This is a genomic window from Xylanimonas sp. McL0601 (genome assembly GCF_049852175.1).
GTDB lineage: Bacteria > Actinomycetota > Actinomycetes > Actinomycetales > Cellulomonadaceae > Xylanimonas.
The window spans coordinates 2,454,967-2,471,886 of the sequence record NZ_CP187527.1; the positions used below are offsets into that span (position 1 = coordinate 2,454,967).

Consider the following 16,920-nt stretch of genomic DNA (forward strand, 5'->3'; position numbering starts at 1 on the left):
TTCTGAGGTGCAGAAAGGGGGCTTTCCGGTTGGGAAAGCCCCCTTCTCTGTACCCACAAAGGTGGTTACGCGACCTCGCCGCGGCGGCGGCGGAGCACCGTCAGCGCCTCGTCCAGGAGCGCGGCGCCCTCGGCGTCGGAGCGGCGCTCCTTCACGTACGCGAGGTGCGTCTTGTACGGCTCGTTGTGCACGGGCGGCGGCGGGGCCGACGGGTCCAGACCCGCGGGGAAGCCGCACCGGGTGCAGTCCCAGCGCTGCGGAGGCTCGAAGTCGAGCGCGACGGCGAACGCCGGCTGCGTCTCGTGCCCGTTGGCGCACCAATAGGAGATTCGGGCGCGGGGAGCGATGTCACCGCGCTCCGTCTCGCCCATCGGACCCGCGCCGACGCGCGAGCCCCTGATCGCATGACCAGCAGAAGCCACGTCTCGCCGACCTCACCTTCGACTCATTCGCCCGCGCCGGTGCCGGCGACGATGCCCGAGCGTACCTGTTCTCAGGCGAGCTTCTGAATGAGTCCCAGAAGGACGATCACGACGAACCACACGATGGCGAACGAGATGGTGATGCGGTTGAGGTTCCGCTCCGCGACGCCCGAGCTTCCGGCACCGGCGGTGATGCCGCCACCGAACATGTCGGACAGGCCACCGCCCTTGCCCTTGTGCAGGAGGATCAGGAGGGTGAGGAACCCGCTGGTCAGCACCAGCAGGACCTGGAGGATGATGCGCAGGACGTCCATGGCTCCAGCCTAAGTGACGCGCGCCCCTCGAGGCGAACCCCCGTGAGACGGGGGCCGACGCCTCGAGGGGCGCGGCGTGGGCGAGTGGTGGGTGCGGTCAGCCGACGTGCGACTGGAAGCGCACGATCTTCGCGAACTCCTCGGGGTCGAGGCTCGCGCCGCCCACGAGGGCGCCGTCGACGTCGGGCTTCGCCATGATGTCGGCGACGTTCGACGACTTGACCGAGCCGCCGTACAGCACGCGGGTCGCCGCAGCGACCTCCTCGTCGTACAGCTCGGCGAGCAGGCTACGGATCGCGCCGCAGACCTCCTGCGCGTCCTCAGGCGTGGCGACCTCGCCCGTGCCGATGGCCCAGACGGGCTCGTAGGCGATGACGATCTGGGCGGCCTGCTCCTTGGACACGTCGGCGAGGCCGGCCTCGAGCTGAGCGAGGGTGTAGGACACCTGGTCGCCCGCCCTGCGGATGTCCAGGCCCTCGCCCACGCACAGGATCGGCGTGACACCCTTGCCGAACGCGGCGCGGACCTTGTCGTTGATCAGGGCGTCGGACTCGCCGTGATACTCACGACGCTCCGAGTGACCGATGACGACGTACGAGCAGCCGAGCTTCGCGAGCATCCTGGCGGAGATCTCGCCCGTGTAGGCGCCCGACTCGTGCTTCGAGACGTCCTGGGCGGCGTACTTGACCTCGAGCTTGTCGCCGTCGACCAGGGTCTGGACGGAGCGCAGGTCGGTGAACGGCGCGCAGACCACGACCTCGACGGCCGAGTAGTCGTGCTTGGCGTCCTTGAGCGTCCAGGCGAGCTTCTGGACGGTGGCGATGGCCTCCTGGTGGTCCAGGTTCATCTTCCAGTTGCCCGCCATCAGCGGGGTGCGGTGAGTCATGGCGTTCAAGACCTCTCAGTCAGCAAGGACGGCGATGCCGGGCAGCGTCTTGCCCTCGAGGAGCTCGAGGGACGCGCCACCACCGGTCGAGATGTGCGAGAAGCCGGCCTCGTCGAAGCCGAGGCGCCGCACGGCAGCGGCGGAGTCGCCACCGCCGACGATCGAGAAGCCGCCGTTCGCGGTGGCTTCGATGATGCCCTGGGCTACGGCGCGCGTGCCGTCGGCGAACGCCGGGAACTCGAACACGCCCATGGGGCCGTTCCACGCGATGGTCTTGGCGTCGGCCAGCTTCGCGGCGAACAGCTCGCCCGAGTCGGGGCCGATGTCGAGGCCGATCTTGTCGGCGGGGATCGCGTCGGCAGCGACGACCTCGTGCGGCGAGTCGGCGGCGAAGGAGTCGGCGGCGACGATGTCCGTCGGCAGCACGATCTCGACGCCGTTGGCCTCGGCGGTGGTGAGGTAGCCCTTGACCGTCTCGATCTGGTCCTCCTCGAGCAGGGACTTGCCGACAGGCAGGCCCTTCGCAGCCAGGAAGGTGAAGACCATGCCACCACCGATGAGCAGGCGGTCGGCCTTGGTCAGCAGGTTGGCGATCACACCGAGCTTGTCCGAGACCTTCGAGCCACCGAGCACGACGGCGTAGGGGCGCTGCGGGTCGGTCGTGGCGCGCGAGAGCGACTCGACCTCCTTGAGCACCAGGTCGCCGGCGGCAGCCGGGAGCACCTTCGCGACGTCGTATACCGAGGCCTGCTTGCGGTGCACGACGCCGAAGCCGTCGGAGACGAACGCGTCGGCCAGACCGGCGAGCTCACCAGCGAGCGCCTCGCGGTCGGCGTCGACCTTCGACGTCTCGCGCGGGTCGAAGCGAACGTTCTCGAGCAGCGCGATCTCGCCGTCACCGAGGCCCGCGACCGTGGCCTGGGCCGACTCGCCCGTCAGGTCGGAGGCGAGAGCGACCGGCTTGCCCAGCAGCTCGCCGAGGCGGGCGGTGACGGGGGCGAGCGAGTACTTCTCCTCGAACGTGAAGCCGTCGACGGGCTTCGGGCGGCCGAGGTGCGCCGTGACGACCACGCGGGCGCCGGCGTCGAGCAGCTTCGTGAGCGTCGGCAGCGCGGCCACGATGCGGCCGTCGTCGGTGATGGTGGTGCCGTCCAGCGGCACGTTGAAGTCGGAGCGCACGAGGACGCGCTTGCCGCGCAGGTCCCCGAGCTGGTCGATGGTCTTCAATTCAGGCTCCGTGTCACATCAGGAGGGACGAGAACAAGAAAGACGTCCGCGCACGCACCGCGGATCGCGGCGCGTACGCGGACGTCGGGTTCACGCGGGGAGAGGCGAGGTCAGAGCTTCTCGCCCACGAGCACGGTCAGGCTGACGAGCGAGTTGGAGTAGCCCCACTCGTTGTCGTACCACGACACGACCTTGACCAGGTCGCCGCTCACCTTGGTGAGCTTGGCGTCGAAGATCGACTGGTGCGGGTCGGTCACGATGTCCGACGAGACGATCTCGTCCTCGACGTAGGACAGGACGCCCTTGAGCGGGCCCTCGGCGGCGGCCTGGACCGCGGCGTTGACCTCCTCGACCGTGACCTCGCGCGAGGCGGTGAAGGTCAGGTCGGTGGCCGAGCCGGTGATCGTCGGCACGCGCATGGCGAAGCCGTCGAGCTTGCCCTTGAGCTCGGGGAGCACCAGGGCCACGGCCTTGGCAGCACCCGTGGAGGTCGGGACGATGTTCTGCGCGGCGGCGCGGGCACGGCGGAGGTCGCGGTGCGGGCCGTCCTGCAGGTTCTGGTCACCCGTGTAGGCGTGGATCGTGGTCATGAGGCCACGCTCGATGCCGATGGCGTCGTTGAGGGCCTTCGCCAGCGGGGCGAGGCAGTTCGTCGTGCACGACGCGTTCGAGATGATGTGGTGCGCGGCCGGGTCGTACTGGTCGCTGTTCACGCCCATGACGAACGTGGCGTCCTCGTTCTTCGCCGGGGCGGAGATGATGACCTTCTTGGCACCAGCGTCGATGTGGGCCTTGGCCTTGGTGGCGTCCGTGAAGAAGCCGGTCGACTCGATGACGATGTCGGCACCGAGCTCCGCCCAGGGCAGGTTCGCCGGGTCGCGCTCCTCGAGGGCGCGGATCTTCTTGCCGTCGACGATGATGTTCTGGTCGTCGAAGTCGACCGACTTGGAGAAGCGGCCGAGCACCGTGTCGTACTTGAGCAGGTGGGCCAGAGTCTTGTTGTCGGTCAGGTCGTTGACGCCCACGACCTCGATGTCCGCACCCGACTCGACGATGGCGCGGTAGAAGTTCCGTCCGATACGGCCGAAGCCGTTGATCCCGACGCGGATGGTCACAATGCCCTCCTCAGGGGCGCGCCGGTTCCTCCCGACGCACATGTAGATGCCTAACAGCGCGCGACACGCGCGCTGGCGACTTGACGCAGACACTCCCCCACGTTGAACAGGCACGAGGCCAGAACCCCCACGGGGAAGGTCACGTCGTCGTCACCTGACGCGGACGAGCCTATACCGAGGCGAGGGTTCCCGCGGCCCGTGGAACACCAGGTGGCGCGAGTGGTCCGACCACGCGGCGTCGCGTGCGTCACACATGGCGTGCCCCCTTGGGGGCCCTCGCGGTCACAGGTCCAGGAGGTCGGGGCTGAGCACCGCCTCCGTGTCCGGGATGCCGAGCTCCATCGCCCGCTTGTCGGCCGTCGAGAGCAGCCGGCGGATGCGCCCGGCGACCGCGTCCTTGGACAGCGGCGGGTCGGCGAGCTGGCCGAGCTCCTCGAGCGACGCCTGCTTGTGGGCGAGGCGCAGCTCGCCGGCCTGCTGCAGGTGGTCGGGCACCTCGTCGCCGAGGATCTCGAACGCGCGCTGCACGCGCGCCCCGGCCGCGACGGCGGCCCGCGCCGAGCGGCGCAGGTTCGCGTCGTCGAAGTTCGCGAGGCGGTTCGCAGTGCCGCGGATCTCGCGGCGGGCGCGACGCTCCTCCCAGATGTCCAGGGTCGCCGAGGCGCCCATGCGCCGCAGCATCTCGCCGATCGCCTCGCCGTCGCGCACGACGACGCGGTCGACGCCGCGCACCTCGCGCGACTTGGCCTGCACGCCGAGCCGGCGCGCGGCGCCAACGAGCGCCAGCGCGGCCTCCGGCCCCGGGCAGGTGACCTCGAGCGCCATCGACCGGCCCGGCTCGGTGAGCGATCCGTGCGCCAGGAAGGCACCACGCCATACCGCCTCGGCCTCGGCGACGCCCGCCGAGACGACCTCCGGCGCAAGGCCGCGCACCGGGCGGCCGCGCTGGTCGAGCAGACCCGTCTGACGAGCGAGCGACTCGCCCTCACGGACCACGCGGACGACGTAGCGGTTGTTCCTCCGCAGGCCGCCGGCCTGCACCACGATGAGGTCGCTCTGGTGCCCGTAGAGCTCGGTGATCGCCGCACGCAGGCGCGCGGCCGCCCACTCCGTGTCGATCTCGGCCTCGACCACCACGCGGCCCGAGATGATGTGCAGCCCGCCCGAGAACCGCAGCATCGCCGAGACCTCGGCCTTGCGGCACGACGTGCGGGTGATGCGCAGCCGCGAGAGCTCTTCCTTGACCTGTGCCGTGAGCGCCATGCCGGTCATCCTGCCACGGCGTGTCGCGTCGAAAACGCACCCGCGTGTCGCGGCCCCTCAGCGGCGATCGACGTCGCCGAGCACGCCGTCGAACACGTCCCGGTACGCCGCGGCCAGGCGCAGTGCGTCGTGCTGCGCGGTGCCGTCGCCCTGCGCGACCTGCCGCATGACGAGCCGCGCCCCGAGGGAGGCCGCGGCCCGCTCGGCGTCGGCGACGTCCTCCACCGCGGACGGGTCGGCGAGCACGACGTCGATCCGCAGCCCCGGCGCGTGCCGGTGCAGCGCCTCGAGATGGTCGACGGCGGTCAGCCCCGACGTCTCGGCGTCGGGCGAGAGGTTGAGCGTGACGCAGCGCCGCGCCGCCGTCTCGTGGAGCGCGTCGGACAGGCAGGGCACCAGCAGGTGCACGAGGACGGACGAGTACCAGGAGCCCGGACCGAGAACGATCCAGTCGGCCTCGCGCACGGCCGTGACCGCCTCGTCGCACGCCGGCGGGTCCTCGGGGTGCAGGCGCAGCTGCTCGATCCGCCCGTGTGCGGTGGCGACGTTGACCTGCCCGACGACGGTGCGCAGGACGTCGTCGTCGTCGCGCACGTCCGCTTCGACGACCAGCGGCACGGCCGCCATGGGCAGCACGCGGCCGCGTGCACCGAGCAGGCGCCCCACCCAGTCGAGGCCGGTCACGGTGTCGCCGAGCAGCTCCCAGAGCGCGGTGATGAGCAGGTTGCCGACGGCGTGCTGGTCGAGCGGCCCGTCCGTGTGGAACCGGTGCTGGAGCACGGCGGACCACGTCCGGCCCCAGTCGGAGTCGTCCGTCAGCGCGGCGAGCGCCATGCGCAGGTCGCCGGGCGGGAGCACGCCGAGCTCCTCGCGCAGCCGGCCGGAGGAGCCGCCGTCGTCGGCCACGGTGACGACGGCGGTGAGCCGGTCGGAGACGTGGCGCAGCGCCCGGAGGCTCGCGGAGAGACCGTGGCCGCCGCCGAGCGCGACGACGGCAGGCTTGCTGGAGGGCACAGCCACGGGCTACTCCTTGCCCAGGTCGCGGGCGGTCACGGTGACGCGGAGCCCCTGGGTACGAAGCCGGGAGGCGACCTCCTCGGCGATCGCGACGGACCGGTGCTTGCCGCCCGTGCAGCCGACGGCGATGGTCGCGTACCGCTTCTCCTCCTGCAGGTACCCGGACAGCACGGGCTCGAGCGCAGCGACGTAGCGGTCGACGAACAGCCGCGCGCCCGGGCGCGAGAGCACGTAGTCGCGCACCGGGGTGTCCCGACCGGTGAGGTGCCGCAGCTCGCCGATCCAGTACGGGTTGGCGAGGAAGCGCACGTCGACGACGTGGTCCGCGTCGAGCGGAAGGCCGTACTTGAAGCCGAAGGCGACGACGTTGACCCGCAGCACCTCGGGCGCGCCGTCCGCGACGACCGCGCGCACCTCCCGGGCGAGGTCGTGGACCGACAGCGTGCTGGTGTCGATGACGGTGTCCGCGCGCTCGGCGATGGCGGCGAGCGCGCGCCGCTCCTCGGCGATGCCGTCGAGGATGCGCCCGTCGCCCTGGAGGGGGTGGGGCCGGCGCACGGCCTCGAAGCGGCGCACGAGCTCCGCGTCGGACGCGTCGAGGTAGAGGATCCGGTACTGCACACCTGCCGCGCGGAGGTGCTCGAGGGCATTCGCGAGCTCGGCGAAGTACTGCCGGCCGCGCACGTCGACGACGACGGCGAGCTGCTCGACCGCCGAGCCGGCGCGGGTCATCAGGTCGACCAGCGGGACGATCATCATCGGCGGCAGGTTGTCCACCACGAACCAGTCGAGGTCCTCGAGCACGCTCGCGGCGCGGGTGCGCCCCGCACCCGACATGCCCGTGATGAGGAGCACCTCGGGCTCCAGCCGCTCAGGCGTGTGTGCCGCGGCCTCGACCGCGGGTATCCCGTGGGGAACCGTGGGCGGGCTGGTCGCGTCGGTCATGCGCCCAGCATGCCAGCCGCCTCGCCGTCCGCCCCGGCGGTGCCGCCCGACGGCGGGTTGAGAGCAGCGACAACGGCCTGCGCGGTGGCGGTGCCCATGCCGCGCACGCTCGCGATCTCCTCGACGCTCGCGGCGCGCAGGCGCTTGACCGAGCCGAAGTGGGCGAGCAGCACCTTCTGCCGCGCGGGGCCCAGACCCGGGACGCCGTCGAGCACGGAGCTCGTCATGCCCTTCGACCGGCGCCTGCGGTGCTGGGCGATGGCGAACCGGTGAGCCTCGTCGCGCACGCGCTGCAGCAGGTAGAGACCCTCCGAGGAGCGCTCGAGGATGACGGGGTACTCCTCCCCCGGCACCCACACCTCCTCCAGCCGCTTCGCCAGGCCGCAGAGCGCGACGTCGGTGATCCCGAGCTCGTCGAGCGCGCGCTTGGCCGCGGCGACCTGGGGCGGCCCGCCGTCGACCACGACGAGGTTCGGGGGGTAGGCGAAACGCTGCTTCTGCTCCGGCGCCGCCGCCTCCGCCGCCGCGTCGACCTCGCCCGACTCCAGGTCGGGCTCGAGCTCGAGCTCGCCCGAGCGGGACCGGTCCGCGAGGTACCGCCGGAAGCGCCGGGTGATGACCTCGTGCATCGCCGCCGTGTCGTCCCGGGCACCGTCGCCCTCGGGGCCGCGGATGCTGAACGAGCGGTACTCGCTCTTGCGCGCCAGCCCGTCCTCGAACACCACCATCGACGCCGACTGGTACGTGCCCTGCGTGTGCGAGATGTCGTAGCACTCGATGCGCAGCGGCGCGCTCTCCAGGTCGAGCGCCTCCTGCAGCTCGCGCAGGGCCTGGCTGCGCGTCGTCAGGTCCCCCGCGCGGCGGGTGCGGTGCAGGGCGAGCGCGTGCTCGGCGTTGGCGCGCACGGTCGCGGCGAGCTCGCGCTTGTCGCCCCGCTGCGGCACCCGCACGTCGACCTTGGCCCCCCGCAGGCCGGTCAGCCAGGCCATGACCTGCTGCGGGTCCGGCGGCAGCACCGGCACCAGCACCTCGCGCGGCACGCCGGAGCCGTCGGCGTCCTCGCCGCCGTACACCTGCTGCAGCAGGTGCTCGACCAGCTCGGCGTCCGTGACGTCCTCGACCTTCTCGACCACCCAGCCGCGCTGGCCGCGGATGCGCCCGCCGCGCACGTGGAACACCTGGACCGCGGCCTCGAGCTCGTCGCCGACCATCGCGAAGACGTCCGCGTCGGTCGCGTCACCGAGCACGACGGCGTTCTTCTCCAGCGCGCGCTGCAGCGCCTGGACGTCGTCGCGCAGCCGCGCGGCCTGCTCGTACTCGAGGTTGGCCGCCGCCTCCTGCATGCGCTTCTCGAGCCGTCGCACGAACCGCTGGGTGTCGCCCGCCATGAAGTCGCAGAAGTCCTGCGCCAGCTGCTCGTGGTCCTCCGGGCTGATCCGGCCCACGCACGGGGCCGAGCACTTGTCGATGTAGCCGAGCAGGCACGGGCGGCCCGTCTGGCCGGCCCGCTTGAAGACGCCCGCCGAGCAGGTGCGGATCGGGAACACGCGCAGCAGCAGGTCGAGCGTCTCGCGGATCGCCCAGGCGTGGCCGTACGGGCCGAAGTACCGCGTGCCGGGGCGCTTGGCGCCCCGCATCACCTGGGCGCGCGGGAACTGCTCACCCATCGTGACCGCGAGGAACGGGTACGACTTGTCGTCGCGGTACTTGACGTTGAACCGCGGGTCGAACTGCTTGATCCAGGAGTACTCGAGCGCGAGCGCCTCGACCTCGGTGCCCACCACCGTCCACTCGACCGACGCGGCGGTGGTGACCATCGTCTGCGTGCGCGGGTGAAGGTTCGCCAGGTCCTGGAAGTAGCTCGACAGCCGCGGACGCAGGCTCTTGGCCTTGCCGACGTAGATGACGCGGCCGTGCACGTCCCGGAACCGGTACACCCCCGGCGACGTCGGGATCTCCCCCGGCGCCGGGCGATAGGTGGCGGGAGCGGACATGCGTCCACCCTATGACGCGGGGCCGACAGCCTGACGTGTCAGGCCGTCTGCCCGAGGACGGTCAGTGCTCCCGGCTCGATGTCGACGGGGATGTTCAGCGACCGGCGGATGATGCTCATCGACTGCGCCCGGTCGTGCATCCGCGCGACCTCGTGGGCGTTCGCGTGCACGCCCGGCTGCACCGTGAGGGTCGGTCGGAGCGTGACGCGCGTGACCATGCCGTCGCCGCGGGACCCCAGGCGAGCGGTGCCGACGACCTCGTCGGCGTACTTCACGACCACGAGCCCCACCTGGGACGCGATCTCGAGGAACCGGGCCATGTGGCTCGACGCGATCGCTGCGAGGAGCAGCTCACCCGAGTTGTACCGGGTCCTGTCGCCGCGGAACCATTGCGGTGCGGAAGCGGCGAGCGGCACGTCCTTGTACGGCACGATCAGCTCGTGGTCGCGTGTGTAGCCGCCGAACGACCCTGTTCCAGCAGCGTCCGACCAGGCCAAGGCCACCGTGTAGTCGTGCTGAACTGTCATGCACCCACGCTAGGGCGTGGCACCGCCCGCCACGCCCCGCTGGCGCTGGGAGCACGCCGGAGCGCTCACGCCGCGGCGGCCTTCTTCCGCACGCGCTTCGGCTGCGCGACCCGCGGCTGGGACTCGAGGACCGGGGCGAGGAACCGGCCCGTGTGGCTGGCCTCCACCTGCGCGACCTGCTCGGGGGTGCCCTCGGCCACGACGGTGCCGCCGCCCGAGCCGCCCTCCGGCCCGAGGTCGACGACCCAGTCGGCGCTCTTGATGACGTCGAGGTTGTGCTCGATGACGATGACCGTGTTCCCCTTCTCGACGAGCGACTGGAGCACGCCGAGCAGCTTGCGGATGTCCTCGAAGTGCAGACCCGTGGTCGGCTCGTCCAGGACGTACACCGTGCGCCCGGTCGACCGGCGCTGCAGCTCGCTCGCGAGCTTGACGCGCTGCGCCTCGCCGCCCGACAGCGTGGGCGCCGGCTGGCCGAGGCGCACGTAGCCGAGGCCGACGTCGACCAGCGTCTTCATGTGCCGTGAGATCGCGGGGACGGCGGCGAAGAACTCCGCGGCCTCCTCGATCGGCATGTCGAGCACGTCGGCCACCGTCTTGCCCTTGAAGTGCACCTCGAGCGTCTCGCGGTTGTACCGGGCGCCGTGGCAGACCTCGCACGGGACGTAGACGTCGGGCAGGAAGTTCATCTCGATCTTCAGCGTGCCGTCGCCGGAGCATGCCTCGCAGCGGCCGCCCTTGACGTTGAAGGAGAACCGGCCCGGCCCGTAGCCGCGGACCTTCGCCTCCTCCGTCTCGGCGAAGAGCCGCCGCACGTGGTCCCACACGCCCGTGTAGGTCGCGGGGTTCGAGCGCGGGGTCCGGCCGATCGGGCCCTGGTCGACGTGCACGACCTTGTCGAGGTGCTCGAGGCCCGTGACCCGCGTGTGCCGTCCCGGGACCTGGCGGGCGCCGTTGAGCTCGTTCGCCATGACTGTGTACAGGATCGAGTTGACCAGCGTGGACTTGCCCGAGCCGCTCACGCCGGTCACGGCAGTGAGCACGCCGAGCGGGAAGTCGACGTCGATGTCCCTCAGGTTGTTCTCACGGGCTCCGACGACTCGGAGCTGCCGCTCCCTGTCGATCGGCCGGCGCACGGCGGGCACGGCGATCTTCCGCCGCCCGGACAGGTAGGCGCCCGTCATCGAGTCCGGCGCCTCGAGCAGGCCGGCGTAGTCGCCCGAGTGCACGATGTGCCCGCCATGCTCGCCGGCGCCGGGGCCGACGTCGACGATCCAGTCCGCGGTGCGGATCGTGTCCTCGTCGTGCTCGACGACGATGAGCGTGTTGCCCAGGTCGCGCAGCCGCGTCAGCGTCTCGATGAGCCGGTGGTTGTCGCGCTGGTGGAGGCCGATGCTCGGCTCGTCGAGCACGTAGAGCACCCCGACGAGGCCGGAGCCGATCTGGGTGGCGAGACGGATGCGCTGTGCCTCGCCGCCGCTCAGTGTCCCGGCCGGGCGCTCGAGCGACAGGTAGTCGAGGCCGACGTCGAGCAGGAAGCCCAGGCGAGCGTTGATCTCCTTGAGCACCTCGGTCGCGATCTGCCGCTCGCGAACGCCCAGCTCGAGCGAGCCGAGGAACCGCGCGGCGCCCTCGATCGACATGCGGCACACGTCCCAGATCGACTTCCCGCCGACCTTGACCGCGAGCACCTCGGGCTTGAGGCGAGCGCCCCGGCAGACCGGGCACGGAACCTGGCGCATGTAGGCCTCGTACTTCTCCTTCGACCAGTCCGACTCCGTCTCGTGGTGCCGGCGCTCGATGAAGGTGACGGCGCCCTCGAAGCCGGTCGAGTACTGCCGCTCGCGCCCCCACCGGTTCTTGTAGCGCACGTGCACCTGGTGGTTCTGGCCGAACAGGACCGCCTCGCGGGCGCGCTCGGGCAGCGCGCGCCAGGGCACGTCCATGGAGAAGCTCAGCTCCTCCGCGAGCGCGGTGAGCACCCGGTCGAAGTACTCCGACGACGTCTGCGACCACGGCGCGACGGCGCCCTCACGGAGCGTCTTGTCGGCGTCGGGCACGATGAGCTCGGGGTCCACCTCGAGGCGGAAGCCGATACCCGTGCACTCCGGGCAGGCGCCGTACGGGGCGTTGAAGGAGAAGGTGCGCGGCTCGACCTCGTCGAGGGCCAGCGGGTGGTCGTTGGGGCAGGCGCGCTTCTCGGAGAACTTGCGGATGCGGTGCAGGTCGTCGATGTCGGCATCCACGAGCTCGACCATCATGAGCCCGCCCGCGAGCCGCAGCGCCGTCTCCACGGAGTCGGTGAGGCGCCGCTGCACGCCGTCGCGCGAGACCAGGCGGTCGATGACCACCTCGATGTCGTGCTTGAGCTTCTTCTCGAGCTGCGGCGGGCTGGTCAGCTGCACCACCTCGCCGTCGACGCGGGCACGCGCGAAGCCCTCGCTCTGCAGCTCCTTGAACAGGTCGGCGTACTCGCCCTTGCGTCCGCGGACCACCGGGGCGAGCACCTGGTAGCGCGTGCCCTCGGGCAGCTCGAGCAGCTTGTCGACGATCTGCTGCGGCGTCTGCGACTGCACCCGCTCGCCGCAGACCGGGCAGTACTGCGTGCCGGCACGCGCGAACAGCAGGCGCAGGTAGTCGTAGACCTCGGTGATGGTGCCCACCGTCGACCGCGGGTTGCGGTTGGTGGACTTCTGGTCGATGGAGACCGCCGGGCTGAGGCCCTCGATGAAGTCGACGTCGGGCTTGTCCATCTGCCCCAGGAACTGGCGGGCGTAGGCGGACAGCGACTCCACGTACCGACGCTGGCCCTCGGCGAAGATCGTGTCGAACGCGAGAGACGACTTGCCCGAGCCGGACAGGCCTGTGAAGACGATGAGGCGGTCGCGCGGAAGGTCGAGGTCGACGTTCTTGAGGTTGTGCTCGCGGGCGCCGGAGATGACGAGGCGGTTGCTCACCCGGGCATCTTAGGTCGCACCACCGACAGTCGCACAGATGTTCGACGCGATGGCGTCAAGTGGCGGTCATTTCGCGCCGTCAAGCCCCAGCGCCGCGCGCGCCGACCGCACGAACACGTCCTCGACACGCTCCCACCCGTCGAGGTAGCCGCCGACGAGCGCGGCGTCGCGCAGCAGCACGAGCTGCCCGGCCGCCGCCGGGGGTTCGGGGTGCCCAACGCCGGCTGCGACCTCCTCGAGGGCTCCGCGGAACCACTCGCGGTGCTCGTGCACGGCCCGGCGCACGCGCGAGCGTTCGTCGGGGTACTCCGCGGCCGCGTTGATGAACGGGCAGCCGCGGGTGTGCCGGCGAGCGACGTCGTCGGCGATATTGGCGACGAGCGCCTCGGCGAGCTCGCGCGGGTCCGTGGTCGCCTCACGGGCGGCCTCGAACGCGGCCTGACGTGGGCGACGGCCCACGCGGTCGCCGAGCCGGCCGCCACGACGGTGTGACGCGAAGTCCCACCGCCTGCCTGCGCCGACCTGTCAGACGCTCGCGAGCCTCAGTGCTCGCGAGCGTCTGACGCGCCTCAGGCCCGTCGACCTGTCCGGCGCCGGCGGGCCTCCCTGCTGGTGTGCCTCTGACAGGTGGGGCGTCTGCTTGGATGGCGGGCATGTCCGTCTTCGCCGTGACCTACGTCTACTCCCCCGACGCCGAGCGCCTCGACGCCTTCCGGCCCGAGCACCGCGCCTTCCTCGGCGCGCTCCACGAGGCGGGCAGCGTCATCGTCTCCGGCCCGCTCAAGGCCGACGACGCCGCGCCCGCCGGCGCCCTCATCCTGCTCGACGCGCCGGACGTCGCCGCGGCCACCGCCCTCCTGGAAGACGACCCGTTCCGCCGCGAGGGCCTCATCGCCGAGCGCGGGGTGCGCGAGTGGGTGCCCGTGATCGGCTCGCTCGGGCGATGACCCCGACACCGCGCCGCGTGCGCGTCGTCGGAAACTCCGGTGCCGGCAAGACGACGCTCGCGCGCTCGGTCGCGCAAAGGCTGGGCGTCCCGCACCTCGAGCTCGACGAGGTGTTCTGGGACGCGGGCTGGCAGCACCGCGACCCCGTCGAGGCGCGACGACGCCTTGCGGCTTTCCTCGCCGACGCCGGGTCGGCAGGCTGGGTCGTCGACGGCAACTGGAACACCAAGCTCGAGGGCGCGCTGGACGACGCCGACGCCGTGCTGTGGCTCGACTACCCGCGGCGCGTCGTCATGCCGCGCGTGCTGTGGCGGACCCTCGTCCGCGGGGTGACCCGGCGCGAGCTGTGGCACGGCAACCGCGAGCAGCTCGGGAACCTCCTGCGCCGCGACCCCGAGCACAACATCGTGCGGTGGGCGTGGACCCAGCACGCGAGCTACCGGGCGCGGTACCTCGCGGCGGCCGCCGGCGATCCTCGCGTCGTCCGCCTCCGGACGCCCCGGGCCGCGCGGCGCTGGCTGGGCTCGCTCGACGCCTGAGCGCCCGCGATGATGCGCCCATGGCCACGTTCGCGCTGATCCACGGCGGCGGCAGCTCCTCCTGGGACTGGCACCTGGTCGCGCCGGCACTGCAGGGCGCCGGCCACCGCACCGTCGCCGTCGACCTGCCCGTCGAGGACCCGTCCGCCGGCTGGGACGACTACGTCGACACCGTGGCCGCCGGCGTCGGCGACGCCCCGCAGCGGCCGCTCGTCGTCGTCGGGCACTCGCTCGGCGCGTTCACCGCGCCGCTGGCGGCCGCGCACCTCGACGCCGACCTGGTCGTGCTGCTCGCGGGCATGGTCCCCGCTCCGGGCGAGACGTTCGGCCAGTGGTGGGAGCGCACGGGCTACGTCTCCACGGGCGACGACGACGTCTTCTACCGCGACGTCACCCCCGCCCTCGCGGCCGAGGCCCGCGCGCACGCGCGCGGCGAGGAGTCCGCGGCGCTCGCCCAACCGTGGCCGCTGTCGGCCTGGCCCACCGCGCCGACGCGGTTCGCGCTGTTCCGCGACGACCGCATGTTCGAGCCGGTGTTCATGCGCCGGCTCGCACGGGAGCGCCTGGGCCTCGACGCCGACGAGCTGCCCGGCGGCCACTACGCGCTCATCAGCCGCCCGGACGACGTCGCCGACTACCTCCTGCGGCTGGTCAGTCCAGCGCTTCCTGGGACCGCGTCCGCAGCAGGCTCGCCGTCGTAGCGACGGCCAGCGACCCGAGGATCACCACGAGCGACAGCCAGATCGGCACCTGCGGAGCCCACGAGATCCCGTGACCGCCGTTGATGAACGGCAGCCGGTTGCCGTGCAGGGCCTCGAGGATCAGCTTGACGCCGATGAAGCCGAGGATCGCGGCGAGCGCGTACGGCAGGTACACCAGCCGCTCGAGCAGCCCGCCCAGCAGGAAGTAGAGCTGGCGCAGGCCCATGAGGGCGAAGAGGTTCGCCGTGAACACGATGAACGGGTCGTGCGTGAGACCGAAGATCGCGGGGATCGAGTCGAGTGCGAACAGCACGTCGGTCGAGCCGATCGCCACGAACACCACGACCATCGGCGTGAAGAGCCGCTTGCCGTCGACGACCGTACGCAGCCGCCCGTCGTCGTACGTCGTGTGCAGCGGGAGCACGCGGCGCAGCGTGCGGATGAGGGCGTTCTCCTGGAACTCGTCCGCTTCGTCGTCGCCGCGCAGCAGGTTCACCGCGGTGTAGATGAGGAACGCACCGAAGAGGTAGAAGACCCACACGAAGCGCTCGATCACCGCCGCGCCCGCGAGGATGAACGCGGCGCGCAGCACGAGCGCCACGATGATGCCGACCAGGAGCACCCGCTGCTGGTACTCCCGCGGCACCGCGAACCTGGTCATGATGATGACGAAGACGAAGAGGTTGTCGACGCTGAGCGAGTACTCGGTCAACCAGCCCGCGACGAACTCGCCCGCGGGCCCCTCCCCGCCGACGACCCACAGGATCCCGCCGAAGACGAGGGCGAGCGCCACGTAGAACGCGACCCACAGCGCGCTCTCGCGCATGCTCGGCACGTGCGGCCGGCGGCCGACGATGACGAGGTCGGCCAGGAGCAGGACGACCATCGACGTCAGCGCGACGGCCTGGAACCAGGTGGGGAGCTCGTGGACCATCAGCGTGCCCCGGGCTTGGTGCCGGCCGCGAGCGCCCGGACGCGGCGGTCGCGGTAGAGGGACGCGGCGGTGGTGACCGCGAGGACGAGGACGATGAAGGCGAGCGACACGGCGGTGGGGATCTCCGGGACGAGGGTGACATGGTGCCCGTCGTTGACGAACGGCAGCTCGTTCGTGTGCAGGGCGTGGACCAGCAGCTTGATGCCGATGAAGGCGAGGATCGCCGCGAGCCCGTAGCCGAGGTAGACGAGGCGGTCGAGCAGCCCGTCGACGAGGAAGAAGAGCTGGCGCAGGCCCAGCAGCGAGAACGCGTTGGCGGCGAACACGAGGTAGGTCTGCTCGGTGAGGCCGAAGATCGCCGGGATGGAGTCGACGGCGAAGAGCAGGTCGGCCGAGCCGATCGCCAGCATGACGACGAGCATCGGGGTGATGAGGCGCTTGCCGTCGACCTTGGTGGTGAGCCGGTCGCCCACGTACGTCGGCGACGTCGGGAGCACACGCCGGACGAACCGGAGGACGCCGTTGTCGTGGTAGTCCGTCTCCTGCTCGCCGGCGTGGCGAAGCTGGGCGATCGCCGTCCACACGAGGAACGCGCCGAACAGGTAGAACACCCACGAGAAGCTGGCGATGAGCGCGGCGCCGGCGACGATGAAGGTGGTGCGCAGCACGAGCGCCACGGTGATGCCGACCAGGAGCACCTTCTGCTGGTACTCCCGCGGCACGCTGAAGCTGGACATGATCAGCACGAACACGAAGAGGTTGTCCACGCTGAGGGACTTCTCGGTGACATACCCCGCGTAGTACTCGCCGCCGTACTCGGCGCCCCACGCGAGCCACACGATGACGCCGAAGGCCACGGCGACGCCGATGTAGATCGCCGACCAGCGGGCCGCCTCGCGCAGCGACGGGGTGTGCGGGGTGCGCACGTGCCCGACGTAGTCGACGGCGAGCATCGCGAGGATCGCGAGGATGGTCAGGGCCCAGGCCCGGACGGGCACGGTCAAGGGTGGAACCTTTCGGTGGGTACGACGCAGCACCGAAGGTCTTCCTCACCTGCGCGGAACGCAGGCGGTGGAGCCGGGCAGGTTTGCATCACCCGCCGTGCTGACGACTCCCCCTGTCGAGGTACTCC

17 protein-coding genes are annotated in these 16,920 nt (G+C 71.4%); 3 read left to right on the forward strand and 14 right to left on the reverse strand.

Annotation, left to right across the window (positions count from 1 at the left end; translation table 11 throughout):
• Positions 1-65: 65 nt before the first annotated feature.
• The 12 genes from ACO4JP_RS11300 to ACO4JP_RS11355 form a co-directional block, all read right to left on the reverse strand.
• Complete coding sequence (locus ACO4JP_RS11300) at positions 66-422, reverse strand: RNA polymerase-binding protein RbpA (protein WP_425953789.1); 357 nt, start codon at positions 420-422, stop codon at positions 66-68.
• Between the two features lie 71 nt (positions 423-493).
• Entirely contained in the window at positions 494-736 is a 243-nt protein-coding gene (secG, locus tag ACO4JP_RS11305; protein ID WP_425953790.1) for a preprotein translocase subunit SecG, read from the reverse strand.
• 97 nt (positions 737-833) lie between these two features.
• Positions 834-1,622 (reverse strand): triose-phosphate isomerase, encoded by a 789-nt coding sequence (gene tpiA, locus ACO4JP_RS11310; RefSeq protein ID WP_425953791.1) that lies wholly within the window; start codon positions 1,620-1,622, stop codon positions 834-836.
• Between the two features lie 15 nt (positions 1,623-1,637).
• Positions 1,638-2,849, reverse strand: coding sequence for a phosphoglycerate kinase (locus tag ACO4JP_RS11315; RefSeq protein ID WP_425953792.1), 1,212 nt, complete (start codon positions 2,847-2,849; stop codon positions 1,638-1,640).
• A gap of 110 nt (positions 2,850-2,959) precedes the next feature.
• Entirely contained in the window at positions 2,960-3,964 is a 1,005-nt protein-coding gene (gap, locus tag ACO4JP_RS11320; RefSeq protein WP_425953793.1) for a type I glyceraldehyde-3-phosphate dehydrogenase, read from the reverse strand.
• 282 nt (positions 3,965-4,246) lie between these two features.
• The gene (gene whiA, locus ACO4JP_RS11325; protein WP_425953794.1) at positions 4,247-5,227 is read right to left on the reverse strand and encodes a DNA-binding protein WhiA; all 981 of its coding nucleotides are present in this window, start codon (positions 5,225-5,227) and stop codon (positions 4,247-4,249) included.
• A 57-nt stretch (positions 5,228-5,284) separates the two neighbouring features.
• Complete coding sequence (locus ACO4JP_RS11330) at positions 5,285-6,247, reverse strand: gluconeogenesis factor YvcK family protein (protein WP_425953795.1); 963 nt, start codon at positions 6,245-6,247, stop codon at positions 5,285-5,287.
• Between the two features lie 3 nt (positions 6,248-6,250).
• Complete coding sequence (gene rapZ / locus ACO4JP_RS11335; protein WP_425953796.1) at positions 6,251-7,189, reverse strand: RNase adapter RapZ; 939 nt, start codon at positions 7,187-7,189, stop codon at positions 6,251-6,253.
• Complete coding sequence (gene uvrC / locus ACO4JP_RS11340; RefSeq protein ID WP_425953797.1) at positions 7,186-9,183, reverse strand: excinuclease ABC subunit UvrC; 1,998 nt, start codon at positions 9,181-9,183, stop codon at positions 7,186-7,188. Before uvrC ends, rapZ begins: the two co-directional genes overlap by 4 nt.
• 38 nt (positions 9,184-9,221) lie before the next feature.
• On the reverse strand, positions 9,222-9,710 hold the full coding sequence (locus ACO4JP_RS11345; RefSeq protein WP_425953798.1) for an OsmC family protein: 489 nt from the start codon (positions 9,708-9,710) through the stop codon (positions 9,222-9,224).
• Between the two features lie 65 nt (positions 9,711-9,775).
• On the reverse strand, positions 9,776-12,667 hold the full coding sequence (gene uvrA, locus ACO4JP_RS11350; protein WP_425953799.1) for an excinuclease ABC subunit UvrA: 2,892 nt from the start codon (positions 12,665-12,667) through the stop codon (positions 9,776-9,778).
• 66 nt (positions 12,668-12,733) lie between these two features.
• Positions 12,734-13,126, reverse strand: a complete 393-nt coding sequence (locus ACO4JP_RS11355) for a TetR family transcriptional regulator C-terminal domain-containing protein (RefSeq protein ID WP_425953800.1) — start codon at positions 13,124-13,126, stop codon at positions 12,734-12,736.
• 194 nt (positions 13,127-13,320) lie between these two features.
• On the opposite strand from ACO4JP_RS11355, the gene ACO4JP_RS11360 reads away from it, so the two are divergent.
• Genes ACO4JP_RS11360 through ACO4JP_RS11370 form a run of 3 tightly spaced genes read left to right on the forward strand, consistent with a single transcriptional unit; the run spans position 13,321 to position 14,854 of the window.
• Positions 13,321-13,614 carry a YciI family protein gene (locus ACO4JP_RS11360; protein ID WP_425953801.1) on the forward strand — a complete coding sequence of 98 codons (294 nt, stop codon included), beginning with the start codon at positions 13,321-13,323 and terminating at the stop codon, positions 13,612-13,614.
• A complete protein-coding gene (locus ACO4JP_RS11365; protein ID WP_425953802.1) occupies positions 13,611-14,153 on the forward strand; it encodes a toxin in 543 nt (180 codons plus the stop codon). Before ACO4JP_RS11360 ends, ACO4JP_RS11365 begins: the two co-directional genes overlap by 4 nt.
• A 20-nt stretch (positions 14,154-14,173) precedes the next feature.
• Positions 14,174-14,854: an alpha/beta fold hydrolase gene (locus ACO4JP_RS11370; RefSeq protein ID WP_425953803.1), complete on the forward strand. Its 681-nt coding sequence runs from the start codon at positions 14,174-14,176 to the stop codon at positions 14,852-14,854.
• On the opposite strand, the gene ACO4JP_RS11375 is transcribed toward ACO4JP_RS11370, so the two are convergent.
• Positions 14,805-15,788: a TerC family protein gene (locus ACO4JP_RS11375; protein ID WP_425953804.1), complete on the reverse strand. Its 984-nt coding sequence runs from the start codon at positions 15,786-15,788 to the stop codon at positions 14,805-14,807. The genes ACO4JP_RS11370 and ACO4JP_RS11375 overlap by 50 nt on opposite strands.
• The gene (locus ACO4JP_RS11380) at positions 15,788-16,792 is read right to left on the reverse strand and encodes a TerC family protein (protein ID WP_425953805.1); all 1,005 of its coding nucleotides are present in this window, start codon (positions 16,790-16,792) and stop codon (positions 15,788-15,790) included. Before ACO4JP_RS11380 ends, ACO4JP_RS11375 begins: the two co-directional genes overlap by 1 nt.
• Positions 16,793-16,920: the final 128 nt, after the last annotated feature.